We start from the raw sequence: 24,402 nt of genomic DNA, 5'->3' as shown, positions 1-24,402 counted from the left end.
GGGGAAGTTAGATTGACTACGGCTGATACACTGAAAGAAATAGAAGAACTGCAGCAGCGCTGCGAGCAATACGAAGGCATCACACTCAAACTGAATTGGGACATGCTGCGGCTACCGGCCGGAACAGGCGGAGTGGAATGGCTGGTGACCTATGAAGAGGAGCTGCTGGTCGGCTTCATCGGGTTATACAATATCGGCGGTGATATGGAGGTCTGCGGTATGGTACGGCCGGGATACCGCCGCCGGGGCATCTTCAGCTCACTCTGGCAACGGGCGCAGACCCTCATCTCACGCAGTAAGATTAAGACGCTGCTGTTGAATACGCCCGCGGCCTCTGCCTCAGGTACTGCTTATCTGAAGACACTGCCGCTGGAATTCAGTCACGCGGAATTTCAGATGAAATGGGATGACGCAGCCAAGAATCGCGGGGCCTCTGAAGCAAGTTCAGCCGCCGGTAACGTTATGCTACGGCCTGCACGTGCCGATGAGATTCCGGTATTAATCGCCTTCGACTGCGACGGATTCAACATGACCGAGGAAGACGCCACCGAAACGTACGCGCAGCTTGAGCTCGAAGGCTCACAGGAGCATATTATCATCGAAATGAACGGCCGGCCGGCCGGCAAAATGCGGCTGTGGTCCGAAGACAACGAGACCTGGATTTTCGGCCTTACCGTAGACAAGAACCTGCGGGGCCTCGGCATCGGCCGGAGCGCCCTGATGCAGACCATTGAGCGGGAACGGCGGAATTACAACAACGTGAATCTTGAGGTGGCCCTGGATAATCCGAATGCGCTGAAGCTCTATGAGAGCTGCGGGTTCGTCATTCTGAACCAGCAGGATTACTACCGTTCTGCGCTCTGAACCTTAAGCATCATTGTAAGCACATTTAACAACTGTTCAGAATTATAGTTACCGACAGTCAAGCATTCTTTCCTCCGGGCCGGATCAGCCCTCAGGAAAGGATGCTTTTTGTTGTCCTTATGTTACCTCAAGGTTCCTATATGACCTTAAAGTGCGTACTGTTCAGTATTCCTGCGGCAATACATAATGATGGAATACTTAGTGAAGGAGAACTGCACATGAACCCTTTAGATTCAGACTTACGTAAAACAGCACTTGTAATCGGCGCGAACGGCGTCATCGGACGTAACCTGATTAATCATCTGGCTGCGCTTCCTGATTGGGATATCATCGGCGTGTCGCGCCGGGGAGGTCAGGACACCAGCCGTGTGCGTTATATAGCTGCTGATTTACTGGACCCATCGGAGAGCCGGCAGAAGCTTGGCGGCTTGGCGGAAGTGACGCATATATTCTATGCCGCGTATCAGGACCGGCCTACCTGGGCAGAGCTGGTCGCGCCTAATCTGGCTATGCTTGTTCACGCGGTTGAGGCGGTTGAACCTGCGGCGCACAAGCTCCGGCACATCAGCCTCATGCAGGGATATAAGGTATATGGCGCGCATCTCGGCCCGTTCAAAACACCGGCACGCGAAACCGATGCCAATCATATGCCGCCGGAATTCAATATTGCGCAGCAGGATTATCTGGAAGAGAAGCAGTCTGGCAAAAGCTGGACCTGGTCGGCCCTGCGGCCTTCCGTCGTCTGCGGATACGCTCTCGGTAATCCCATGAACCTGGCGATGGTAATCGCCATTTATGCCTCCATGTCGAAGGAGCTGGGAATTCCGCTGCGCTTCCCCGGCAAGCCGGGCGCTTATCACAGCCTGCTTGAGATGACAGATGCCGGTCTGCTTGCCAGAGCAACAGTGTGGGCAGCAACAGAACCGCGCTGTGCCAATCAGGCCTTCAATATCACCAACGGCGATCTATTCCGCTGGAACGAGCTGTGGCCTAAGATTGCCTCCAGCTTCAATCTGGACACGGCGCCCCCGCTCCCGATGTCCCTATCGATGGTTATGCAGGACAAAGAGCCGCTCTGGAACCGTATGGTCGAGAAATACGGGCTGGAGCAGAACAGCTATGCAAGTGTCTCCTCGTGGGCCTTCGGTGATTTTGTATTCTCCTGGGACTATGATTTCTTTGCCGACAGCACCAAATCACGCCGGGCAGGGTTCCTTGAGTTTATGGATACGGAAGCCATGTTTATGGACATCTTTGCGGATCTCCGCCACCGCCGGATCATTCCCTGATCCGCGCAGAACAGCCGGTCTCTGAAATTCAGAGACCGGCTGTTCTATTCTTCCTTCTGCGTTTGGGAGAGCACAACTGCCGTATCCCCGTAAACCCTTTCGACATGGGCATCGCCCCATCTGCACATCAGATGCAGAATCTCCTTGAGGCTCCAGCCATAGTCGGTCAGCTCATACTCCACTCTGGGAGGCACCACATTATACGAGGTTCTTGTGATCACCCCGTCCGCTTCCAGTTCCCGCAATTGCTGCGTAAGCACCTTCTGTGTAATGAACGGCATTTGGCTGATGAACTCCCCGTTGCGCTTCTTCCCAAAGGTGAGCAAGAACAAAATGACCGGTTTCCACTTGCCCCCAATCACTTCGAGTGTCGCTTCCACTCCGGTGTTGTAGGTTCTAATTCCTTCAGACATAGGCCAAGGACACCTCCTGTGGCTTAACCATATCTTCTTTGAACGCCCCCTGCAAGGATTACGCCGAAGTTCTCCTGCCTACATCAGCCCGTATCCGCGAAAGATAGGCTCATCCCGGTCGTTCCGGCGGCTGCCGTATTTCATGCAGCCTTCCACATGCTCTTCCCGTTCCAGGAACACAGACAGCAGACGCACATAGTCGAGCGACTCCTGCAGTGGGATACCCGCTCCGTCAAAGATATGCCGGCGTCCATCCAGAAGCGAATAGATTCCGATCGTTTCTGCCGGTTTCCCGTAGGCCTGATGGCAGAAGACACTGGCCATATGCAGAAAACCGGTGATTACATCCTCATTCCCGTTTACCATAAATTTCTGGATGTTCAGACAACGCCCCTCCTGCCCTGAGTTCCAGGCAAGCTGGAAAATCATCGCCAGCTCGATCGCCAGCTCCGGTACAGGAACATGCCACTGCTCATACAGCATTACCGGAATCTCACCGGTATGATTGCCGGCAACAATCCGCGTCAGCTCATCGGCAACCGTTTGCTTGATATCCCAATAATGCATCAGGGAAGGAAAAGCATGACCCTTCGGCGGCCAGCGGCGCTCCAGCAGAAATTGCACAGGCGTCTCCCGGCGCACCTCAGGCTGCAGACTGTAGAAGTCATTAAGCGTATGTCCGACCGCGTACTGGACCTGCTGTCTCCAGCGGGGAATTCCCGTGGCCGGAGCTCCGCTGCCGTTCATCTCTGCTCCGCCCAGCATGATATGCTCCATCCGGAAATCATTCAGCCGGCTGTAGCGGACAGTCCCTGCATCCTGCATCTTTCCTGCGAAGCATCCTGCCCCGGCGCCCATCCTTAAGAAACCGCCGCGCAGGTCTCGATGAACTGGCGTCCGAAGCTGCGGCAAGCCTCTTTCTCTGCTGCGTTCGGCCCGTACTCAATCTTCAGACTGGCTTGTACGATCTCGGCACCGCGTTCCTTCAGCTTCTCTTCAATCTGATCAACCGCTCCGCAGTAGATTTCATAACCGGTATCTCCGCTTCCGAAGGCGGCAGCCTTGCAGGAGCTGAGGTCGAGCTCATCCAGCTCTTCATAGAAGTCAAGGAATTCATCCGGCAGCTCGCCGTCCCCCCAGGTATACGCACCCAGCAGCACAGCCTCATAAGCCTTTATCTCATCCGCATTGCAGTCAGTGACCGATTTCAGCACGGCCTCTCCGCCTGCCTGGCGTATCCCTTCCACAATCAGTTCAGCGATTTCCTCCGTATTGCCTGTCAGGCTGGCATATGCCACTAGCACCTTAGCCATCACTCTGTCCTCCCAAGGTAAATATGAAATGTATTCTGTATAGTCCATCTCAAAAGGCAACCATGTTTTGCTAATCCCATTCTATTTGATAATGATTATCATTGTCAATATTTTAAAAGCTAGCCGCTCCGGAATTTAGGCACTTTTGTCCCCGATAACAGAACCAGCGGCAATGCCGGACTTGAACTGCTGTCCGGCATTGCCGCTGGTATATATCCATATTTTCAGATGAAATGCAGTGAAGAAGGCCTAACCTATTCTCCTTTGCCGTCCGAACAAATCTCGATCAGATTCCCTTCCGGATCAGCGACGTAACAGATTCGCAGTCCGTATGGTTCAGTTGTAGGCGGGTACACCGGTTGGACACCGGCCTCTATCAGCCTGTCATATTCCAGATCGACATCTGTAAAGTGTGGCACACCAAAAGTGATTTCCATCGTACCGTTCAACCCGCCGGGATAGTCAAACTTCCTCGATAACTGGCTCTCGAACAGTGCACGCTCACACAAATTGAAATAGATGCCTCCTGCTGTCCTGACTCCTGTAAACCCGCCGCCGTCATAGTCCAGTTCCATCCTCATTAAATCTCTGTAGAACCGGACCATCTTCTCCATATCATCCACGCACAGGGCGATTGCTCCCAGCTTCATGCGCTAAACCTCCAAATATCCGCCTTCAAGCAGGGTAATGCCGTTGCCGTCCGGATCACGGAAATTCATTTCTTTCCCGCCGTATTCCATCGTCACCGGAGGCTGACAATCCAGCCCTTTCCCCTTAAGCTGCTCATAGGTTTCATCCAGGCTGCTGCAGGAGAATACCAAATTAACGACTCCTGTCGTGTGCTTGCCCCATTTGCTCTCGTCCCAGATAATCAGCCCCGGCTGTCTGCGGTCGAAACCAATCTTCGCGCCGTCATACTGTCCAAAGCCTTCAAACGGAATCGGGACTCCCAGCACCTCGGAATAGAATGCCGCGAGCGCCGCCGGGTCCTTGCTGTACAGATTGATGCCGTCAAAACTTGTTATCATAAGTTAAATCTCCTTCCGTTCTGTAGCTGTATTATGATCCGGCCGTGATTAGCCTGTCTGAACTCATTGTACTTCTGCCCTGCCGGGCCTGTATTGCAAAAAAACGACATTCAGCTCCGCGCATAGCTCAGGGCATCCAGCGGCGTTCTGCCGGCGAATTTGCGGAAATTGTTGATGAAATGCGACTGGTGGCTGTAGCCGTAAGCAAATACAATATCCTGCAGCCCGCCTCTGTGCAGCGGAGTCCGGTACAGCTCCAGCCAGGCATTCTGGAAGCGGACAAGATCTGCCACCTTTTTGGGAGGAAGTCCGATATGCCGGCGGAACAGGCGTTCAAGCTGGCGGCTGCTAAGGCCAGAGCTAAGCTCCAGCTCCCCTGCACTCACCACCCCGCGGGATTTAAGCATCCTGTGGACAGCATTCATCATCCCGTCACTGCTGCGGCCGGCATAATCCAGTCTCCGCAGGAGGAATACCTCTGCGATGGCGATGCGTTCAGACATCGTGTGTGTCCCCCGCAGCTTGTCTCCCAGCTCCATACGGAAGGAACGGAAGTATTGCTCCACCGGAGCATGAACATTCAGCACATCCTGCAGCTGCTCATCTGCAAACAGATGAACCGCCCAGAAATGAAACCGGATGGCGAAACGCTGTTTCCCCGCAGGCTGGCGGGCTTGTCCCACTTCAAACGGGGCATCGTTAATGCCGCAAAAAATCCCGCCAGACTCCCCTGTACGCTCGTCCCATTCCCATATGATGTCCATACAACTATCCGGTATGATCGTTTCCGGCCGGTTACTGAAAACACTTTTACTTTCACTTTCAGTTTCACTTATATCTGCTCCGTTATTCCCTTCTGTAATTCCAACGGACTGTGCATCCAGCGGTTCCGCCGTTGGTGATACAGAACCCCAGAAACAGCGGATGTACGGCTGCAGCAGCCTGCCGGGCCGGTACTCGCCGCCTCCGGCCGGGTTCGCTGTAATCGGATGGTACAACTCCGAGAGGTTGAACATAACATCCGGCCTCACCTTCGTTATGCTCAGGCTGCAAGGGACGGAGTTAGCCGTTCATCTGCGCCTAAGCTGATATATTTTAATAGCCTGTAGTAAATTCACTATTGGGTTTGATCTTGTCACGAAGCCTGATATCTTCCGGGAACTGTTTACTAATTCCGTCGGTCCACGTGTAATCTGATCATACACAATCCGTGCAGGAAGTGCCAGCAGCACTACCTGCACGGTCATCCGGGACTTTGTCTTCGAAACTGCCACGGTTCAGCCTGCTCTCCTATACTTTTATGGCAATATCATACACCGGTGATCTCTTGGCTAAAATGAGAAGAGTCGCAGCTTTGCAACCAATTTGTTTGTAGCAGCAGGCTTAAATGTTGTACAATAAAGGCTAAATGACTTTTTGAAGGATGGATTAATAATGTATATAGCAAGTGACTGGAAGGACTATGAAGTGATTGATACCGGTGGCGGAGAAAAGCTGGAACGCTGGGGCGATATTATCCTGCGCCGCCCGGATCCGCAAATCATCTGGCCGCTGGCCAGCGAGAGTGCCAAATGGCGTGATGTGCACGGACACTATCACCGCAGTTCCGCCGGGGGCGGGCAATGGGAAATGAAGAAAAGCATTCCGGATGACTGGAAAATCAGCTACGGCAAGCTGAAGTTCCATCTCCGTCCGACGAACTTTAAGCACACGGGTCTCTTCCCTGAGCAGGCGGCCAACTGGCGCTGGATGATGGACAAGATCGCTGCGGCTAACCGCCCAATTTCCGTGCTTAACCTGTTCGCATATACCGGCGGAGCAACCGTTGCAGCGGCAAGTGCCGGAGCCTCCGTAGTTCATGTCGATGCAGCTAAGGGTATGGTTCAGTGGGCCAAGGAGAATGTAGCCTTATCCGGGCTTGCCGACAAGCCGGTCCGCTACATTACAGATGATGTATTCAAGTTCGTGCAGCGTGAACAGCGCCGCGGCAGCAAATATGATGCGATTATCATGGACCCGCCTTCCTACGGAAGAGGCCCGGGCGGCGAAATGTGGAAGCTCGAAGCCAGTCTCTATCCGTTCCTGGAGAGCTGCATGGAGATTATGAGCGATCGGCCCCTGTTCATGCTGATTAACTCCTACACTACCGGCATTTCACCTACCGTACTGCGCAACATGCTGTCGATGACGATGGGCAAGCGCTACGGCGGTAAGCTTACCTCCGGTGAGATCGGACTGCCGATCACCTCCTCAGGCATGAATCTGCCTTGCGGAATTCTGGGCCGCTGGGAGGCGTAAGCCATGACCGCGCAGAACAACGGAACATCCGGGGTGTCCGGCAGCGGACAATCCCGGTTTGAAATTCTGTATGAGGACAACCATCTGCTCGGCATCGTGAAGCCCGTTAATATTCCGGTGCAGGAGGATGCTACCGGCGATGCTGATCTGCTGACCCTCCTCAAGGAAGATGTGAAGGAACGTTACGCCAAGCCGGGGAATGTCTTCATGGGTCTCGTCCACCGGCTGGACCGGCCGGTAGGAGGAGCAATGATCTTCGCCAAGACCTCGAAGGCAGCCTCACGGCTGTCTGAGAGTGTCCGCACCCACGCCTTCCGTAAAGTGTACCTGACTGTGGTTCACGGCAAGCCCCCTGCATTCCAGGGCCGGCTGGTGAATACGCTGCTGAAGGATGAGCGGAGCAACACGGTCAGTATTGTCCGCACAGGAACACCGGGCGGCAAGGAAGCAATTCTCGATTATACGGTGCTCGGCAGCGCTGAGGGCTACACCTTACTCAAGATCGACCTGCTTACCGGACGCTCCCATCAGATCCGTGTGCAGATGAGCGGCATCGGCTGCCCGCTGTACGGAGATCAGAAGTATGGGGCCGCAGTGAACAGACCCGGCCAGCAGATTGCGCTGTGGTCAGCACTTGTCGGGTTCCCGCATCCGGTGACCAAAGAGGAAGTTGAATTGATCTCCCTGCCTCCACAGACCTATCCCTGGAATCTGTGGACCCCGCAGAACCAAAAGCAGGCTATCCGGTAACGGACAGCCTGCTTTTGTGTGTATGCATCTATATGAGGTCAACACTGGACATCTATTAAGGAGTCGAACCTTCCGGAGCCGGAGCGGGAGCTACCGCCATCTTCCCCATCAAATAGAGCAGCAGCTGCTGGTTATGTGATGAAATGGGATCGAGCGCTTCGGCAAAAAAATCGCTGCGGATCTTCAGTCCGCGAGAGGTCTCGTTCTTGCCAGTCTCGGTGATGCTTACCCAGACGATCCGCCTGTCGGAGGCATCACGTTCACGGATAATCAGATTATGTTTCTCCATCCGGTCAAGCAGCATAGTTACAGCCGCCGGGCTGGTGGCCAGATGCGGAGCCAAATCAGAAGGTTTCATCGCGTCACGTTCCTGCAGCAATTCCAGTACGGTAAGCTGGGCATCGGTCAGTGTAGGGGCAAGCTTGCTATCCATATGTAGCTTATAGTCCTTTAATATCTTATGCCAGATTTTACTGAATTCAGTGGAGTGCACACTTATTCCTTCCTTTCCCTGCGGATCTCTATCCGGTATACCTAAACATTTTCGCGAAATAAATTCCATTTCCTGCAAAAGAAAAAAATAAAATCACGGCCGCTAGTGAATTTAAGGTACGCACTTACAGATTTCTCAATGAACCCGCTGTTTGTGGTGGTGATGGAGTGACTGCTGATTATACCTTGGTATCCATGAATCTAAGTTATAATACCTGCAAAAGTAATCATTCTATACACTGTTTGACGTGTCTCGGAGCGAACCGTGTAATTCTCCGTTGCCTGATCAAACTTGTAAATCCCAGGTTAATACAAATAGACGGCGTTCGGAGCTCTTTAAAATTGAGCAGCCGGACGCCGTTTAAATTAATTAATATTATAAGCTTCTGCCCCAGCTATTTGACTGCCGGGTACAGGCTGATGATCTCATCCTTCTTCTCGACAGCAACCAGCTGCTTGCCGATGGAACGGCGCTCACCAATCGGTGCCGATTCGGAGGAGAAGGTATGAACCGCACCGCTCTGGGTGATAGCGGTCAGCTCCACCGGCTCTTTGCAGTAGAAGGCCCCCACAAGTCTGCTGCCGTTCGGGCGAACCCGTTTGCCTTCTTTGAACTCGAATGTCGGCATCCCTTTGCCTCCGCGGCTCTGTGAAGGGTAATCCAGCAATAGAGAGCGTTTGGCATAGCCAATCTCGGTAACCGCAAGAATCTCCCCTTCGTCCTCACTAACCCAGAAGCTGGAGACAACCTCGTCGCCTTCTCGCAACTGAATCCCTCTTACCCCGGTGGCAACACGGCCCATAGGGTTAACTTCACTCTCCCGGAAGCGGATACTCATCCCTTCACGGGTCACTAGCACGATGTCCTTGTCTCCGCTGCTCAGCGCCACTGTAATGATCTCATCACCGTCAGCTACCTTACAGGCGGCAACGGCTCCGGAACGGCTTGTAGAGTACTCCTTGAGCTCTGTACGCTTCACCTGTCCCTTACGAGTGATGAAGACCAGACTTGCCAGCGGGTCCTCCAGGTTGCCGACCGGCAGCACACTGACAATGCCATCACCCTTTGCGAGACCGATCACGTTCACAATCGCCGTACCAGGCTCCTTCCATTTGAATTCCGGTATCTGATGAACCGGAAGCAGGAAGTATTGGCCCTTGCGGGTGAACACAAGCAGGCTGTCCCGGGTATTCAGGTCCAACAGCCTGACGATATGGTCGCCGTCCTTGACACCCGATGCGTGGCGCTCTCCGCCTGAACGGGTGAAGGATGGCATGCCTGTCCGCTTGATATAGCCACCCTCAGAAATAGCGACCAGCACATCCTCCGCATTCACGAGAACCTCCATGCTGACCTTCAATTCCTCCACTTCACCCTGAATCAGTGAACGGCGGTCGATCCCGTATTTATCACGGATCTCGAGCAGCTCTTTGCGGATGACGGCAATCAGCTTCTTGTCACTGTCCAGAATGCCCTGCAGGACAGCAATCTTGGCATGCATCTCATCAAGCTCCTTCTGGAGCGAATGAATCTCCAGATTGGTTAACCGGTATAACTGCAAGGTAAGGATCGAATCGGCCTGGCGTTCGCTGAAGCCGAACATCCACACGAGATTATTCTGGGCATCCTGGCGGTTCTTCGATGCCTTGATTGCGGCGATGACTTCATCCAGAATGTTCAGAGCTTTAACCAGCCCTTCCAGGACATGGGCCCGGTCCTCTGCACGCTCCAGATCAAACTGGGTGCGGTGGGTAACCACTTCACGCTGATGGGCGATATAGGCTTCAAGGATCGACTTCAGGCCGAGCTGCTGCGGAGCCTTGTTAACGATGGCCACCATGTTGAAGTTATAGGTGATCTGCAGATCGGTTTTTTTGAGCAGGTAGGCCAGAATACCATTCGCATCGGCTTCCTTCTTCAGCTCAACCACAATCCGCAGACCCTCACGGCCACTCTCGTCGCGGACTTCGGCAATGCCTTCGATCTTCTTCTCCAGGCGGATGTTCTCCATGGAGGTCACGAGCCGTGACTTCACAATCTGGAAAGGCACTTCGGTAATAACAATCTGCTGCTTGCCGCCGCGCAGGTTCTCAATCTCCGTCTTCGAACGCAGGTAGATGCGGCCTTTACCAGTGCGGTACGCATCCATAATGCCATCGCCGCCCATAATCGTTCCGCCCGTAGGGAAGTCTGGACCTTTGATGAAGGTCATGATGTCCTCCAGCGCGATGTCCGGCTTCTGCATGACAGCGATACAGGCATCGATGACTTCACGCAGGTTATGCGGCGGAATTTCCGTGGCGAACCCGGCAGAGATCCCGCTCGTCCCGTTGACAAGCAGATTCGGATACCGGGATGGAACCACGACCGGCTCCTTTGCCGTATTATCGAAATTGTCTTTGAAAAGCACGGTGCGTTTCTCAATATCACGCATCATCTCCAAAGCGATTGGAGACAGGCGCGCTTCTGTATAACGCATAGCTGCTGCAGGGTCATCATCCATTGAACCCCAGTTGCCGTGTCCGTCGACAAGCACATGTCCCATCTTCCAGGGCTGAGCCATCCGGACCATCCCGTCGTAGATCGAGGAATCTCCATGGGGATGGTAGTTACCCATGACGTCACCGACTGTTTTGGCCGACTTGCGGTATGGCTTATCCGGCGTGTTGCCCGAATCGTACATCGCGTACAGAATCCGGCGCTGCACGGGCTTCAGCCCGTCGCGGACGTCCGGAATCGCCCGGTCCTGAATGATATATTTGGAATACCGGCCAAATCGGTCACCAACGACCTCTTCCAGAAAAGCCGGCAAAAATTGCTCTGATAAACTGCTCATTCCCTATTCACCTTCTGTTCCTCAATCTGTCCACGTCTTTAAATATTGATGATCTGACCGCTGCGCTCTTGCGTTATTAAATTCAAAAACCAAACAAAATTTTGATAACAGGTAAGTCGTAACTGCGGTGAGTTTGGACTTTCGGCCGCTGTTATATTTAGATTCTAGTCATACGCTTAATAGATTGAACTTAAAATGAATCCAATGAGATGTTGTTCATAACTGCGGTGAATGTTTGGACTTCCGGCCGCTGTTGTCTCCGGATTTCTTGATTCTTACCGCTTATAGCGATTGAAATCCGGTGACAAAGGCGGACGCTGTCGCTCCTACAGTTCCAAAATCCCCTCCGTTACTTTCCCTTGTATCAGTTTATCAAGACATAGTTCACCATCCATTGAATTCAAGAACCAACCGCTGCGCGTAAACCGATCATCAAAAAATTAAAAACAGCGGAAGTAATCGTTACTTCCCCACTAACCCCTACTCTACTATCTCTGTAAAGTCGACGTTCTCGACGATCCAGCGCTTACGCGGATCAACCTTGTCGCCCATCAGTGTGGAGACGCGGCGTTCCGCCTTGGCGGCATCCTCGATCTGCACCTGCAGCAGCGTGCGGGAATCCGGATTCATCGTTGTTTCCCACAGCTGGTCCGGGTTCATCTCACCGAGTCCCTTGTACCGCTGCAGCTCGAAATTCTTGCCGAATTCCTTCAGGTAATTCTGCAGCTCCTCATCACTCCAGGCGTAGCGGACGGTTTCCAGCTTACCCGATTTACGCGTCAGCTTATACAGCGGAGGCTGGGCAATGAAGACCTTGCCGGCATCGATCAGAGGCTTCATGTAGCGGTAGAAGAAGGTCAGCAGCAGCACCTGAATATGCGCACCGTCCGTATCGGCATCGGTCATAATGATAATTTTGGAATAATTGCTGTCTTCCACGGCAAAATCAGGACCTATGCCCGCGCCAATCGCCGATATAATCGCCTTGTATTCATCGTTCTTCAAGATATCCAGCAGCTTGGCCTTCTCCGGATTCATCGGCTTCCCCTTCAGAGGAAGAATGGCCTGAATCTTCGAATCACGGCCCTGCTTGGCTGAGCCTCCGGCGGAGTCGCCTTCTACGATGAAGATTTCGGTACGCGTAACATCCTTGGATTGTGCAGGCGACAGCTTGCCGCCAAGATTCGAGCTCTCGCTGCGTTTCTTGCCGCTGCGGATTTCATCGCGGGCTTTGCGGGCCGCTTCGCGCGCCTTGGAAGCCTGGATCGATTTCTTGAGCAGGCTCTGCGCGACCTGGGGATTCTCCTCGAGGAAGCGCGCCATTTTCTCCGAGACAATAAAGTCCACGGCACTGCGGGCAGAAGCACTTCCCAGCTGATCCTTCGTCTGTCCGACAAATTCCACATCCGACATCTTAATGCTGATGACCGCCATCATTCCCTCGCGGAGATCATTGCCCTCCAGATTCTTATCCTTCTCCTTAAGCAGCTGCGTCCGCCGGGCATAGTCGTTCAGCACACGGGTATAGGCTGTCTTGAAGCCGGTCTCATGCGTCCCGCCGCTGCGCGTAGGAATCGAGTTGACGAAAGAAGCAATGGTCTCCGTGTACCCCGCATTGTATTGCAGTGCAATTTCCACTTCAATCTCATCCTTCTCGGAGCTGAAATGAACCACATCATGCAAGACATCCTTACCCTCATTGAGGAACTGTACAAACTGGCTCGCGCCGCCCTCATAAAAGAACTCATCCTGCCGCCCGCTCCGCTCATCGCTGAGGTTGATCCGCAGGCCCGAGTTCAGGAAGGCGATCTCCTGCACCCGTTCCGCAAGTGTATCGTAATTCAGTGAAATGCCAGTCGGGAAGACGCGAATATCCGGCTTGAAGGTGATCTTCGAACCGGTCTTATTCGTATTTCCCAGTACCTCAAGGCCAGTCACAGGCTCGCCGACATGTTCTTTCCCGTTTTTGTCGACCCAATATTCGAAGCGTTGCCGGTGGATCTTGCCTTCACGGTAAATCTCCACTTCCAGCCACTCGGACAAAGCATTGGTTACTGATGCCCCTACGCCGTGCAGACCGCCCGATTTCTTATAGCCGGAGCCTCCGAATTTACCACCCGCATGCAGAATGGTGAAAACAACCTGCGGAGTCGGCACTCCCGTCTTGTGCATTCCGGTCGGAATTCCCCGTCCGTTGTCAATTACGGTGACCGATCCGTCCTTGCGGAGTGTGATATCAATCTTCGAGCAAAACTTGGCCAAATGCTCATCTACGGCATTGTCCACTATTTCCCATACTAAATGGTGCAGTCCCGAGGAACTCGTACTGCCAATATACATGCCGGGCCGTTTGCGGACCGCAACCAGACCTTCGAGCACCTGAATGTCGTCAGCATCGTATCCAGTCCGGCCAACTTCGGCGTTCTTAGAGACTTTTGCAAACATATCGATCTGTTCGAGCATTCATGCTCCTCCTTCTTGTGTCACTATCTCTATAAAATGCAAACAAACGTTTTCGTTCACTTTGTACATTCTAATTCAAAATATCCCGTTTCGTAAAGACGGCGAATGAAATGATTACTGCAGCCAGTCCCCAAATCGCCAATACCGCCATCGAAAATGCCAGTGTCATGCCCTCAATCGGTGCGGGAGTACCTGCTAAATACCCGGTAAGCCCCATATTAACCATAAATAAATATTTGGCCGCAGTCCAGGCTGAAGCCATATTCGTCAGGATCGTGCCTGCAATCAGCGCCGCCATCATCACCACGATACTGGCTGCCGTACTGCGTACCAGAACCGACACCATGAAGGCCAGTAGAGCAACAACTACGCTGACGAACCAGATCAGACCGCCCTGCATCAGCAGGTATTTCCATTGCGGCACGGCGTGAACCGTGGTCATATCGACCGTATCCCCGCTTAGCTGAAAGCCAGTGAACACCGGAACATCGAATCCTTTATATCCAAAAGCCAGCCCTGACACCAGGTAGCTGATGATAAAAGCAGACAGGACGATTAAGGAGACAAACATCATGAGGGCCGTCATTTTACTGAACAGCACCTTCCAGCGTTTGACCGGACGCGTCAGCAGCATCTTGATCGTTCCTGTTGTTCTCTCTCCTGAGACCAGATCCGAGGCCACCGCCATAATCAGCAGAGGAATGAACAGGGATACGGAATTGTCCAGAAACTCACGGGTAAAGGTAACGCCGCTTGGCTCGTTCGGGTTCACATCGTGATCCAGATAATACTGCAGCTGCTGGACAAAAATCCTCCGGTATGACTTCCATTCTTCCGGAATCCGGTCGCTGCCGAGGGAGTTCTGGTTATCGGTAATCTGCTGCTGGACCTCCAGCCTCCAGTCAGAGTTAAACTTATCCCGGCTCCGTTCTGCTATCCGCATCTGTGCATAGGTAAACATAGGCACAAGCACAAGCAGAATCAGCAGGATGACATAAAACCGTTTCTTTTTTATGATTTTGAGGCACTCATTGCGGATGAGCGGCAGCAGGTTAGTCAATAGTTTCACCTTCCGTTAGCTTCAAGAATAGCTGTTCCAGTGTTGGGTTGATTTTATGCACAGCCCGGACCTCCACCTCATCTGTAACCAGTACGGCGACAATTTCCGGGATTAGCTCCTCTTCCATAACCGTGATCAGGGAATTCTCTCCCATGCCTGCGATAATGGAGTCGTCCAGTGTTACCTCATCCAGCTCTAGCAGACGGATATCCGGCCGGCTGTTTAATAGTTCTCTTGCCTGCTTCAGCGGCTCCAGCTCCCATAGGACGTATGGAGAATTGCGGGCAACGAGCTCGTCCACACCGCCCACGGCGAGTACCCGCCCTTTACTGATGATCGCCACACGGTCGCACAGCAGCTGAATCTCGCTCAGCAGATGGCTGGAGACGAACACGGCCAGCCCTTCATCCGCCAGCTTGCGGATGAATTCGCGCAGCTCCTTGATGCCCTTCGGGTCCAGGCCGTTCGTCGGCTCATCGAGAATCAGCAGCCGTGGCCGGCCCAAGAGTGCCTGGGCAATGCCCAGCCGCTGGCGCATCCCCAGTGAATACGTGCTCACCTTGTCATGAATTCGCTGATCCAGCCGTACAATATCCACAACCTCGGCAATCCTCGCCTTGTCCACACCGGGCTGCATGCGGGCGAAATGCTGCAGGTTCTCCCAGCCTGTCAGATAGGTATATACCTCGGGATTTTCGACGATGGAGCCTACGTATTGCAATGCTTTTTCCGGGTCACGGTTTACATTGTAGCCGCAGACGGTAATTGTTCCTTCACTTGGCCGGATCAGGTCAACCAGCATACGAATTGTCGTTGTTTTGCCGGCACCATTGGGACCCAGGAAACCGAATATCTCGCCTTTCCGGACGTCAAACGTAACATCATCTATGATCCATTTACGGCCTATTTTTTTGCGGACCCCTTGTACGGACAGGACTACCTCCCCTGAGGCTTCTTGCATTGGTTTAGCCATCGATATCCAACTCCTTGCTGCACTCATTTCTGTTCACAATGCTCCTGTTCTGGCTCCATTCCAATCCCTGTGTTCCTTACTAGTGCACAGCTTGAACAATCCGTTCACTTATCCGCTGATAACCGTCCCCGTTCGGGTGGAAATGATCATTCGAGAGATACTTGTTCAGATGCCGGTTGAACAAATCGAAGGTCGGAACGAGTGTCATATTGCTATGGGTGTTGATGATATCCATCGCTGCATTGTTCCAGGCAGTTACAGCCTGATTGCCCGGAACCAGCAGGTCCGCAATATCTCCGAAGGGATTATACAATCCCACGTAATAAATCTGTGCCTGCGGATTAATCCCGGCAATGGTGTCAAGAATACTGCCCAGCCGCCCCGATGCATCAGGCAGAGCCGAGAGCAGAGACTCGGGAGTCAATTCGTCGGTGGAGGCTGTAGGCACGGGTGCTGAACCTTCTACCGTGTTATTCGCAGCGGATTCAGTCCCGAGCGGTGCTATTCCGTTCGTAGGATTCTCCGTATCTGCTGACGATGCTGCCTCTCCGCTACTGCTGCCTGATCCCATAATATCCGAGCCTCGGAACAGGTCATTGCCGCCTATAGAGATCAGGATTACATTCGCCTGGCGCAGCGCGTACTGTACACCCTCCTCCTGAAGCTTGCTCTGCAGTCCGGCTGTGGTTAAGCCGTTAATGCCCATGTTGCCGAGCAGCTCCGCCTTGCCTCCGTCCGCCGATAACGCCTCCAGCGTACGCTTCACAAACCCCTGTCCGGAATTGTCGCCGGTCCCTTTGGCCAGAGAATCCCCCAGCGCCAGTATGTTCAATTCATCCGTTGCCGCTGCTGTCGGTGCAGCTGTTTCCTGCGGGAGGGAAGACAGGAGTGTCTCCCCTTTGGGGTTGATAATATCGCTTACCGCGTACACAAACCCTATAATTAAAAGTAAAGTTGCCAGGATGGATACCAGGCCCACTGCCCTCCAGGTCCATTTGGAATCGTTCAATGCTATCCCTCCGTATGCCGATCTATTCTCCATTGTTCCACATTTTACAAACTTCTTAACTATGTAGATAAACATAATTCTTCTTTGCTTAATTTGCAAATAAAGCGGGGGGTTTAGGTGATGGGCGCGGCTGCGGTGATTTTGGGCTTCCGGCCGCTGTTGTCCGCTCCTACAGTTCCAAAATCCCCTCCGCCGCTTCCACCTAAACGGTGTGGAGCAGGCAGGGCGGCACTATAGCGCTGCGCTGATCGTGCGAAACCGCAAAGCTCCATCCACTCTCACAAGTGGAAAAATGTATCTAAAATTCGTCAATTTCTGAGCAGTGGACGGAAGCAAGTGGATAAACAACATCTAATAATGTAAGTTTTCGCTACTTTGGGTGAAAGGACATAATTTAAGTGTTGTTTTTCCAACTATGGTTTTAACGCGGTCCATTGCTTCTTCAGCAGATGGACAAAATCCAACTAATTTCATTTCCCAGCAAAGCCCGGGCCTATCGAGTTCATTCTTCAAGTGTCATTCCCGCTCCACTATTATCCACCATAGACGATTGTGATATTTCCTAAACCTCAAAAAAAGTCCCCCGGCAAGCCGGAGGACGAGTGAAGCCTTACAAATGAAGCATAAGAGGTTAGTTGATTTACGTTGAGTTGTTATATTATTTACCGATGAATTCTTGAACCCAGTAATTATTGTCAAAGCCTACGCCGATGTAGTTGAAATTCGTACTCAGAATGTTAGCCTTATGGCCCGGGCTGTTCATCCAGGCAGTCATAACTTCCTGCGGCGTTTTCTGGCCCATTGCGATATTCTCTCCGGCTGCCTGATAAGTAATACCGAACGCGGACATCATATCAAAAGGCGATCCATAGGTCGGGGAAGTATGGGAGAAATAGTTGTTCGTACGCATATCCGTAGCCTTGGCCGCTGCCACTTTGTTCAGGCTGTCCAGTGCGGAGACAGGAGCCAGTCCTGCAGCAGCGCGTTCTTTGTTCACCAGGGCTACAACCTGCTGAATGTAGCTTGAAGCGCTGTCTGCGACAGCTGGAGCTGGTGTAGCTACTGGCTTAGCTGTGGCCACAGGGGCAGCCGTCGGTGCTGGTGTAACAGCAGGCTTAGCCGTTGCTACTGGCGCAGCTGTGGCTACTGGTCTAGCTGTCGCTACTGGTACAGCGGTAGCCACTGGCTTAGCTGTTGCTGCCGGGGCTGTCGCTACCGGATTCTTATAAATAACAGTTTGGGATACGGTGAACGTATTCCCGTCAAATACAAATGCCTTCGAATTGTACTGTGTGAAATATTCCATGAATTTTGCGAAATTCGTATCTGAAGCGGTTGCCGTAGTGGCTCCAGCTGCTGCGCTTGCCTGTAATGGAAGTGAAATGCTAAGTGCCATAACAGCGGCTACACTTCCACCTATCATTGCTCTTAAAGTCTTGCTTTTCATTCTGCCATCTCCTTATTCTTGTTGTAGAATTACCTGGCTGCCGAGAGTTGCGGACATCAATTGTTACAAAGTTGTAATTTGTTCCTCAGTCATTGTAACATAAAAGTTCCCGCTGTGCGCTTCTAAATTATGACATTTCCCTTCAGGCCTGAGGCTTGTCCGTTCCTCTACAAAAAAGTGGAAACGGCTTGCCGTTCCATAATAAGGACGGTACCGTTTCAGCGAGAAATAGTAGGATAATCTATAGAGCGTGAAGCATATACATTCTTATATTTCAAGAAACCGTCCTCTTCAGAACGGTCGCATGTTCTTATAGTTAATATCGGCATTTCACCGGCCGCCGCTTAATGAAAGGACTGCCAGAATTCCCCTTCTGTCGAGATCAGGCCCATAATTTCGGCATACGGAATCCGGAATGTTGGAAAGCCCGCAGCATACGGAGCAATTTCATAAGGGGCAAAATAGAGATACAGCGCTTCGCCATCTACATAAAAAGGCTGGTCAGCCGTAATGCCTTTGTACGTATCCGGAAAAACATAGGAATACTGCGGATCATTCGCAATCTGTTTTCCGACAATATCACTGAGTTTCTGCACATATCTGCTGCCAGGCTTGAACAGATCACTCAGCGTGTAAAATTTGCCGTTGCGCAAATTGATATGCTCATAGAGCATTGTCGGCATCCCATGTGCCGCCCCAAATGGAAAGCGGTATCCGCTGAGTTCCAGTACCAGCAGATTCTTGCGGAAGAAGGATACGGCAAAATCTCCCGTATAGCTGAAATCCTGCCCCGCTCCCCCAGTTCCCGCACCTTCTGCGAGTGAGAGACTGCGCAGCTTGTCATTGACGGCTCTGGACACTTCGGAGATGGCAATACCTTCCACGACCGGATAGTAGACCAGGTAATCCCTGTTCGGTTTATATTTCTTCTCCAGCACGGAATACGGCGGTCTGAGCGGAATGACCCCATTTTGCCGCCAAACCTGCTTGCCTCTGCGGTCATAGTAGGCAGTACGCTGGTCTACATCCGCACGGATCAGGTTGCCGCTGAAGGATAGCGATCCTGAGCCGGCAATGACCGGCGGCTGGGCAGCTTTTTTACCGCTTTTATCGATAAAATACGTATCCTTGGCATCATACACCGACGCTAGCCCGTTCTGATAATTGTTCACCCCGAGCAGCGGATGGGTACTGAGAATTCTTCCTGTAAGCGCATCTGCGATCACATAGCGTGAGCCCCGGTACGGCTGATCGGCATAAAGTGGAGTTCCCAGCGCAACCCGGTTCTCACCAAGCTGCTGGACTTCATAGTAAGTTGCCGGAATAATGGCTTTGCCCTGCTTGTCGATCAGGCCATAAGCATTACCGTAATTCTCTGCTGTGTTGATTACCGCACGCCCTTCGGAGAAAGGCAAGGCTGCTGTAAACTGCGGCTGGATGGCAATGCTGCCGTCTGTGTGGAGGTAACCGTATTTCCCGTTCTCTGTAGCCTGAAAAGCCAGCAGACCCTCCCCCGGATACCCCACGAATGGATATTTGTACGTATGCAGCACCGTTCCCTGGGGATCAATCAGCGCGTACTCACCCTCAGCGACTTTGACCAGAGCCGTTCCGTCATTGAAATCCCCGGCATCCAGATACACCGCTGGCAGCACCTCTTTGCCTTGGGCATCCAGATATCCGTAGTATGAGTTCCCCCCGGTTGTATTCTGCTTGGAGAACAGCGCGCGGCCTTCATGCAGCGAATTCAGATAGTCATACCGCGCGGACGTGACCTCTTTGCCTTTTTCATCAATAAAAGTGTAGCCCTTAGCATCCGAAACCACAGCCCGCCCTTCGGCAAACGGAGCAATAAAGGAATATAGCGGTTTGACCTTCTCCCGCCCGGAGCTGTCAATCAGGCCGCTGTAATTCTTGCGCTGCACTACCGCCAGGCCATTCTCCTGGAAATCCTCCGCATAGTCGTATCTGGGCTCGATCACAGTTCGTCCGTCGTTATTAATGTAGCCCCACAGGGTTCCCTCTTTAAGCTTAAAAGGAGCCGGGTGCAGCAGCTCCGCCCGCAGCCCGCTGGCATCTACCTCCGGAAGGATGATAAGCGCCTCCAGCGGCTTTTTGGAGTAGTCTACGCGGTATAATCCCGCTTCTGCCGGGATCGTCACGAACAGCTCATCATCCGCTCGGATGAAATCCTCCTCCTGCTGCGAAATAGCCTCATTCCAGCCGATCCCGTCCCACCGCCATACCTCCGCCATAATCAGACCATTGTCATTCTCTTTTCCCAGCTCGTTCAGCTTAATCCTCAGCATTCTGTCGCTCTCCCTTACAAAGGCATTTGCCTATAGAATATGAGAGTGAGGGGGAAAGGGTGTTTATGTGCCTGGGGCTGCCGAGACGCTTGAGTATGAGCGTCAACGTGAGTGTGGAATACGTTAAGAGCGTCGAATGCATTAAGAGCGTGAGGGCATACATGCGTTAAAAGATTAGGAAAGGTGCGGCCGTAACTGCGGTGAATGTTTGGACTTCCGGCCGCTGTTAGGTTTGGATTTCCTGATTTTGACCGCGTTCGCGGTAGAAATCCAAACCTAAAGGCGGACGCTATCGCTCCTACAGTTCCAAACTTCCCCTCCGTTACTCTCCACCTTTCTGCAGCAAAACCAAGGTCACTGGCACAAACTACATCAAAGCATAAACTGCAACCCTAAGAGCAGCACAAAAACACCCTTTCAGAGGGTGTTAGCCGGATGTTCAAGGGCTGCTTCGCCTGCCCTTTCACTTGTTATTGGGGTTCTGCAGCTACGTGCGCTGGCATTGGAGAGAAAAAAGAGCAACTTCACTATCACTACTTCCTCTTCAATATAAAATCCTGCACCAAATACAACATTTATACACCTGGTTACTTTTCGGGTGTGCTGCACACTTAAGTGTGCAGATATTTGGCATGGTTGTGGAGCAACGTTGCGACAAAATCAACAATCTCAAAGCAAAAGGCGTTTGCGAAATACCGCAAACGCTTAAGATGCTCCCTCCCACCCCGGTGAGGTGATGGGAGTAACGAAGGTAAAGTTTGGAACTGGAGGTACGGCAGCACCATTCTTGCATTCAATCGAAATGTGAGATGGACTATGAACTGTTAACCTATATAAGGTAAGAGTAACGGAGGAGATTTTGGAACTGTAGGAGCGATAGCGTCCGCCTGAAAGCTTTCCAAAGGAAAGCTCACTTCGGAAGCATACTCTTGTTTGGATTTCTACCGCAAACAGCGGAATAAAATCAGGAAATCCAAACCTAACAGGGGCCGGAAGTCCAAAACTCACCGCAGTTACGATCATACCTGATATTTAAGATTTCCAGTTCATTTTACATCTTACATGGACATTGAATGCAAGAAATCCGGGTGCACCAGCACCCGGAAGTCCAAACATTCACCGCAGCTACGGCTAATCACCGAACCACAATTATTTCTTCGAAGAATATTTACGCATATCGAACGAGACAGCTGCGATGATGATGAGGCCTTTGATGATCAGCTGGTAGTAAGGGCTGATGCCGATAAAGGTCAGACCGTAGTTGATCAGGGTGAAGATGATAACACCGACCAGGACACCCGGCACAGTACCGATACCGCCTGTTGTGGATACGCCGCCGACTACGCAAGCCGCGATGGCATCAAGCTCGTACATGTTACCATAGTTGTTGGTAGCGCCGCCTGTTCTTGCAGCTTCAAGCACACCGGCCAGACCGTAAAGGGCACCAGCGATAGCGTAGATGTAGATCAGGTTCTTGGAAACGTTGATACCGGAAACCTTAGCAGCCTGCATGTTGCCGCCGATAGCGTACATGTTCTTACCCAGTTTGGTTTTGTTGAACAGCACCCAGACCACGGCCGCGACCGCCAGGGCTATGAGAACGATGTAAGGTATTGAATATTGGCCGCTGCCGATAAAGCCGGAGCCGATTTTGGTGAAGTCAGGACGCAGACCACCGATTGGCTGCGATTGGTTAGGGTCCATATCGAAGTACAGGGAGTTAAGTCCGTACACGATGAGCATGGTACCCAGGGTAGCGATAAATGGCGGTACATTCAGCTTGGAGACAATGATACCATTGACGAGACCGCAGAGCAGACCGGCAACAATGGCAATCAGGATGGGAAGCCATACTTGGACCTGCGGCAGATCAGGGAAGAACCGGCGTGAGTAATCCGGTATCTGGAGCATGGAGGCGGAAATAACCGCCGTGAAACCAACTACCCGGCCTGCTGACAAGTCGGTACCCGCTGTGATGAGGATAAAGGCTACCCCCAGCGCGATAATTACGCGTGTTGACGACTGAATCAGTACGTCACGCAGGGTGTTGATGGACATGAAGCTTGGTTCATATATGATGATCCCCATAATCAGCAGTACCAGCACGATGTAAATTGCGTTTTGAGTCACAAAGGACTGAGCTTTTTTAACGTTCATTAGTAGTGATCCCCCTTAAAATTACGCGAGCATATTCTCCTATCCGTACTCCTTAATGCTGTGCAGCGAGACGCATAACTTCGGTTTCCGTAGCTTGCTCGCCTTCTAATATTCCTGTAAGCCGTCCTTCCGACATCACCATTACACGGTCAGACATGCCCAGCAGCTCAGGCATTTCCGAAGAAATCATGATAATGCTCTTACCCTGCTTCGCCAGATCAGCAATAATCGTATAGATTTCAAATTTGGCACCAACGTCGATACCTCGGGTCGGCTCATCCAGCAGCAGGACTTCAGGCTCTGTAAGCAGCCATCTAGCCAGCAGCACCTTTTGCTGATTTCCGCCGGAAAGATTCATAATTTGTGTTTTGGTTGTTGGTGTTTTGGTACGCAGCTTCTCGATCATTTTATCGACTTCTTCTTTCTTCTTTTTGCCGTTAAGCAGGAAGTAAGGCGTCTTATAATGGTCAAGGTTGGCGATTGCCCCGTTTTCATGCACGGACAATACCGGGAAGATACCGGTTACACGGCGTTCCTCTGTCAACAGGGCCAGGCCATGCTTCTTGGCATCCTGCGGCGAATTGATCTTCACCTTCTTGCCTTCAATGGAGATGGAGCCGGATTTAATGGCGCGGAGACCGAATAAGGCTTCGATAACCTCTGTTCTCTGCGCACCCACGAGACCGCCAACACCGAGAATTTCACCACGTCTCAGCTCAAAGGATACATCTTTGAATGATCTTGGCTCCGGTGAGGTCAATCCTTCCACCTTCATGTAGACTTCGCCCGGAACATTTGTGCGTTCAGGGAATCGGTTAGTAAGGTCACGGCCGACCATTTTGGAGATAATCAGATCTGTGGTAAGCTCGGCCGAAGGCCAGGTGCCGATCTTTTTACCGTCACGCATGATGGTTACTTCATCAGAAATCTCCAGAATTTCTTCCATCTTGTGAGATATATAGATAATAGCTACGCCTCTTTTTTGCAGATCCCGGATAATCCGGAACAAATGCTCAACTTCTACACTAGTTAAGGAAGAGGTTGGTTCATCCATGACAATGACGCGTGAATGAAAAGAGACAGCCTTCGCGATTTCAATGGATTGGACCTTGGATACGGACAGCTTGCCCACCAAAGTTTCGGGATTCAGATCGATATCCAGATCTTTAAATAAATTTTCCGTGTCCGTGAACATTTTTTTGTGGTCAATGAACTGAATCGGCCCGATGCCCTTGGTCGGAAAACGTCCTAGCCAGATGTTCTCCATGACGCTGCGGAAAGGTACCGGGTGCAGCTCCTGGTGAATCATCGAAATTCCGTGCTTAAGTGCATCGTTGGAGTTAGAGATGGTGGCCTTTTGGCCATCCAGGAAGATCTCACCGGCATCCGGTGAATAGATTCCAAAGAGACATTTCATCAGTGTCGATTTGCCTGCACCGTTCTCGCCCATAAGTGCATGAACCGAACCCGGTCTTACCTTTATGCTGACTCCGTCCAGCGCCTTAACGCCGGGAAATTCTTTAGTAATGCCGTTCATTTCCAGCAAAAACTCAGCATTTGCCATGTTGTTACGCCCCCTACGCTTTTTTTCTTTTTCCATGAGAGGCACAGCGGTTCCATCCTGTTCCCTACCCGAAAGGAATTCCGGAGAGCGGGTGACCACTCTCCGGGATTTTTGTTTATGAAGCTTATCTGTATCT

Annotated in this window: 20 protein-coding genes; 4 read left to right on the top strand and 16 right to left on the bottom strand. The window is 52.0% G+C overall.

Annotated elements, in window-relative coordinates; genetic code table 11:
* Positions 1-12: 12 nt before the first annotated feature.
* Both MKX70_RS18065 and MKX70_RS18060 read left to right on the top strand, forming a co-directional pair.
* Positions 13-864 (top strand): GNAT family N-acetyltransferase, encoded by an 852-nt coding sequence (locus tag MKX70_RS18065; protein ID WP_042237511.1) that lies wholly within the window; start codon positions 13-15, stop codon positions 862-864.
* A gap of 218 nt (positions 865-1,082) precedes the next feature.
* A complete protein-coding gene (locus MKX70_RS18060) occupies positions 1,083-2,153 on the top strand; it encodes an SDR family oxidoreductase (protein ID WP_042237512.1) in 1,071 nt (356 codons plus the stop codon).
* 44 nt (positions 2,154-2,197) lie between these two features.
* Here MKX70_RS18060 and MKX70_RS18055 read toward each other — a convergent pair whose 3' ends face one another.
* The 6 genes from MKX70_RS18055 to MKX70_RS18030 all read right to left on the bottom strand — a co-directional run bounded on the left by MKX70_RS18055 (position 2,198) and on the right by MKX70_RS18030 (position 5,923).
* A complete protein-coding gene (locus MKX70_RS18055) occupies positions 2,198-2,566 on the bottom strand; it encodes a winged helix-turn-helix transcriptional regulator (RefSeq protein WP_042237514.1) in 369 nt (122 codons plus the stop codon).
* 78 nt (positions 2,567-2,644) lie between these two features.
* Positions 2,645-3,391, bottom strand: a complete 747-nt coding sequence (locus MKX70_RS18050) for a hypothetical protein (RefSeq protein WP_156123226.1) — start codon at positions 3,389-3,391, stop codon at positions 2,645-2,647.
* 35 nt (positions 3,392-3,426) lie between these two features.
* Positions 3,427-3,879 carry a flavodoxin gene (locus MKX70_RS18045; protein WP_340840438.1) on the bottom strand — a complete coding sequence of 151 codons (453 nt, stop codon included), beginning with the start codon at positions 3,877-3,879 and terminating at the stop codon, positions 3,427-3,429.
* A gap of 254 nt (positions 3,880-4,133) precedes the next feature.
* Positions 4,134-4,529, bottom strand: coding sequence for a VOC family protein (locus tag MKX70_RS18040; RefSeq protein ID WP_042237519.1), 396 nt, complete (start codon positions 4,527-4,529; stop codon positions 4,134-4,136).
* 3 nt (positions 4,530-4,532) lie between these two features.
* Entirely contained in the window at positions 4,533-4,907 is a 375-nt protein-coding gene (locus MKX70_RS18035) for a VOC family protein (protein WP_042237521.1), read from the bottom strand.
* Positions 4,908-5,017: 110 nt separating this feature from the next.
* On the bottom strand, positions 5,018-5,923 hold the full coding sequence (locus tag MKX70_RS18030) for a helix-turn-helix domain-containing protein (protein WP_042237523.1): 906 nt from the start codon (positions 5,921-5,923) through the stop codon (positions 5,018-5,020).
* A 418-nt stretch (positions 5,924-6,341) separates the two neighbouring features.
* Between MKX70_RS18030 and MKX70_RS18025 the strand changes: the two genes are divergently transcribed.
* Positions 6,342-7,205, top strand: coding sequence for a class I SAM-dependent methyltransferase (locus MKX70_RS18025; RefSeq protein WP_042237524.1), 864 nt, complete (start codon positions 6,342-6,344; stop codon positions 7,203-7,205).
* Positions 7,206-7,208: 3 nt separating this feature from the next.
* Positions 7,209-7,955 (top strand): RluA family pseudouridine synthase, encoded by a 747-nt coding sequence (locus MKX70_RS18020; RefSeq protein ID WP_340840437.1) that lies wholly within the window; start codon positions 7,209-7,211, stop codon positions 7,953-7,955.
* 55 nt (positions 7,956-8,010) lie between these two features.
* Here the strand turns inward: MKX70_RS18020 and MKX70_RS18015 are convergent, their stop codons facing one another.
* The 10 genes from MKX70_RS18015 to MKX70_RS17970 all read right to left on the bottom strand — a co-directional run bounded on the left by MKX70_RS18015 (position 8,011) and on the right by MKX70_RS17970 (position 24,266).
* Positions 8,011-8,448 carry a MarR family winged helix-turn-helix transcriptional regulator gene (locus MKX70_RS18015; protein WP_039309191.1) on the bottom strand — a complete coding sequence of 146 codons (438 nt, stop codon included), beginning with the start codon at positions 8,446-8,448 and terminating at the stop codon, positions 8,011-8,013.
* Positions 8,449-8,842: 394 nt separating this feature from the next.
* Positions 8,843-11,284, bottom strand: coding sequence for a DNA gyrase subunit A (gene gyrA, locus MKX70_RS18010; protein WP_340840436.1), 2,442 nt, complete (start codon positions 11,282-11,284; stop codon positions 8,843-8,845).
* Between the two features lie 480 nt (positions 11,285-11,764).
* Positions 11,765-13,747 carry a DNA topoisomerase IV subunit B gene (gene parE / locus MKX70_RS18005; protein WP_042237532.1) on the bottom strand — a complete coding sequence of 661 codons (1,983 nt, stop codon included), beginning with the start codon at positions 13,745-13,747 and terminating at the stop codon, positions 11,765-11,767.
* 70 nt (positions 13,748-13,817) lie between these two features.
* Positions 13,818-14,807 carry an ABC transporter permease gene (locus MKX70_RS18000; RefSeq protein WP_042237534.1) on the bottom strand — a complete coding sequence of 330 codons (990 nt, stop codon included), beginning with the start codon at positions 14,805-14,807 and terminating at the stop codon, positions 13,818-13,820.
* Positions 14,800-15,768, bottom strand: a complete 969-nt coding sequence (locus MKX70_RS17995; RefSeq protein ID WP_042242878.1) for an ABC transporter ATP-binding protein — start codon at positions 15,766-15,768, stop codon at positions 14,800-14,802. Before MKX70_RS17995 ends, MKX70_RS18000 begins: the two co-directional genes overlap by 8 nt.
* Before the next feature lie 91 nt (positions 15,769-15,859).
* Positions 15,860-16,789: a GDSL-type esterase/lipase family protein gene (locus MKX70_RS17990; RefSeq protein WP_052416578.1), complete on the bottom strand. Its 930-nt coding sequence runs from the start codon at positions 16,787-16,789 to the stop codon at positions 15,860-15,862.
* Between the two features lie 658 nt (positions 16,790-17,447).
* Positions 17,448-18,236 carry a CAP domain-containing protein gene (locus MKX70_RS17985; protein WP_042237537.1) on the bottom strand — a complete coding sequence of 263 codons (789 nt, stop codon included), beginning with the start codon at positions 18,234-18,236 and terminating at the stop codon, positions 17,448-17,450.
* A 344-nt stretch (positions 18,237-18,580) separates the two neighbouring features.
* The gene (locus MKX70_RS17980) at positions 18,581-20,545 is read right to left on the bottom strand and encodes a WG repeat-containing protein (RefSeq protein ID WP_042237539.1); all 1,965 of its coding nucleotides are present in this window, start codon (positions 20,543-20,545) and stop codon (positions 18,581-18,583) included.
* A gap of 1,149 nt (positions 20,546-21,694) precedes the next feature.
* Positions 21,695-22,702, bottom strand: coding sequence for a galactose/methyl galactoside ABC transporter permease MglC (mglC, locus tag MKX70_RS17975; protein WP_340784802.1), 1,008 nt, complete (start codon positions 22,700-22,702; stop codon positions 21,695-21,697).
* Between the two features lie 52 nt (positions 22,703-22,754).
* Positions 22,755-24,266, bottom strand: coding sequence for a sugar ABC transporter ATP-binding protein (locus MKX70_RS17970; protein WP_042237542.1), 1,512 nt, complete (start codon positions 24,264-24,266; stop codon positions 22,755-22,757).
* Positions 24,267-24,402 lie beyond the last annotated feature (136 nt).

It is taken from the genome of Paenibacillus sp. FSL R7-0312 (assembly GCF_038004445.1).
Classification (GTDB): domain Bacteria; phylum Bacillota; class Bacilli; order Paenibacillales; family Paenibacillaceae; genus Paenibacillus_AQ.
This window is presented reverse-complemented; position numbering and strand designations above follow the sequence as displayed.

Bases quoted from the DNA above. Each gene is read 5' to 3' on its own strand.
- MKX70_RS18060 (WP_042237512.1), top strand. From the start codon at position 1,083: ATGAACCCTTTAGATTCAGACTTACGTAAAACAGCACTTGTAATCGGC.
- MKX70_RS18055 (WP_042237514.1), bottom strand. From the start codon at position 2,566: ATGTCTGAAGGAATTAGAACCTACAACACCGGAGTGGAAGCGACACTC.
- MKX70_RS18020 (WP_340840437.1), top strand. From the start codon at position 7,209: ATGACCGCGCAGAACAACGGAACATCCGGGGTGTCCGGCAGCGGACAA.
- MKX70_RS18025 (WP_042237524.1), top strand. From the start codon at position 6,342: ATGTATATAGCAAGTGACTGGAAGGACTATGAAGTGATTGATACCGGT.
- parE (WP_042237532.1), bottom strand. From the start codon at position 13,747: ATGCTCGAACAGATCGATATGTTTGCAAAAGTCTCTAAGAACGCCGAA.
- MKX70_RS18030 (WP_042237523.1), bottom strand. From the start codon at position 5,923: ATGTTCAACCTCTCGGAGTTGTACCATCCGATTACAGCGAACCCGGCC.
- MKX70_RS18045 (WP_340840438.1), bottom strand. From the start codon at position 3,879: ATGGCTAAGGTGCTAGTGGCATATGCCAGCCTGACAGGCAATACGGAG.
- MKX70_RS18050 (WP_156123226.1), bottom strand. From the start codon at position 3,391: ATGCAGGATGCAGGGACTGTCCGCTACAGCCGGCTGAATGATTTCCGG.
- gyrA (WP_340840436.1), bottom strand. From the start codon at position 11,284: ATGAGCAGTTTATCAGAGCAATTTTTGCCGGCTTTTCTGGAAGAGGTC.
- MKX70_RS18035 (WP_042237521.1), bottom strand. From the start codon at position 4,907: ATGATAACAAGTTTTGACGGCATCAATCTGTACAGCAAGGACCCGGCG.
- MKX70_RS17980 (WP_042237539.1), bottom strand. From the start codon at position 20,545: ATGCTGAGGATTAAGCTGAACGAGCTGGGAAAAGAGAATGACAATGGT.
- mglC (WP_340784802.1), bottom strand. From the start codon at position 22,702: ATGAACGTTAAAAAAGCTCAGTCCTTTGTGACTCAAAACGCAATTTAC.
- MKX70_RS17970 (WP_042237542.1), bottom strand. From the start codon at position 24,266: ATGGCAAATGCTGAGTTTTTGCTGGAAATGAACGGCATTACTAAAGAA.
- MKX70_RS17985 (WP_042237537.1), bottom strand. From the start codon at position 18,236: ATGAAAAGCAAGACTTTAAGAGCAATGATAGGTGGAAGTGTAGCCGCT.
- MKX70_RS17995 (WP_042242878.1), bottom strand. From the start codon at position 15,768: ATGCAAGAAGCCTCAGGGGAGGTAGTCCTGTCCGTACAAGGGGTCCGC.
- MKX70_RS18040 (WP_042237519.1), bottom strand. From the start codon at position 4,529: ATGAAGCTGGGAGCAATCGCCCTGTGCGTGGATGATATGGAGAAGATG.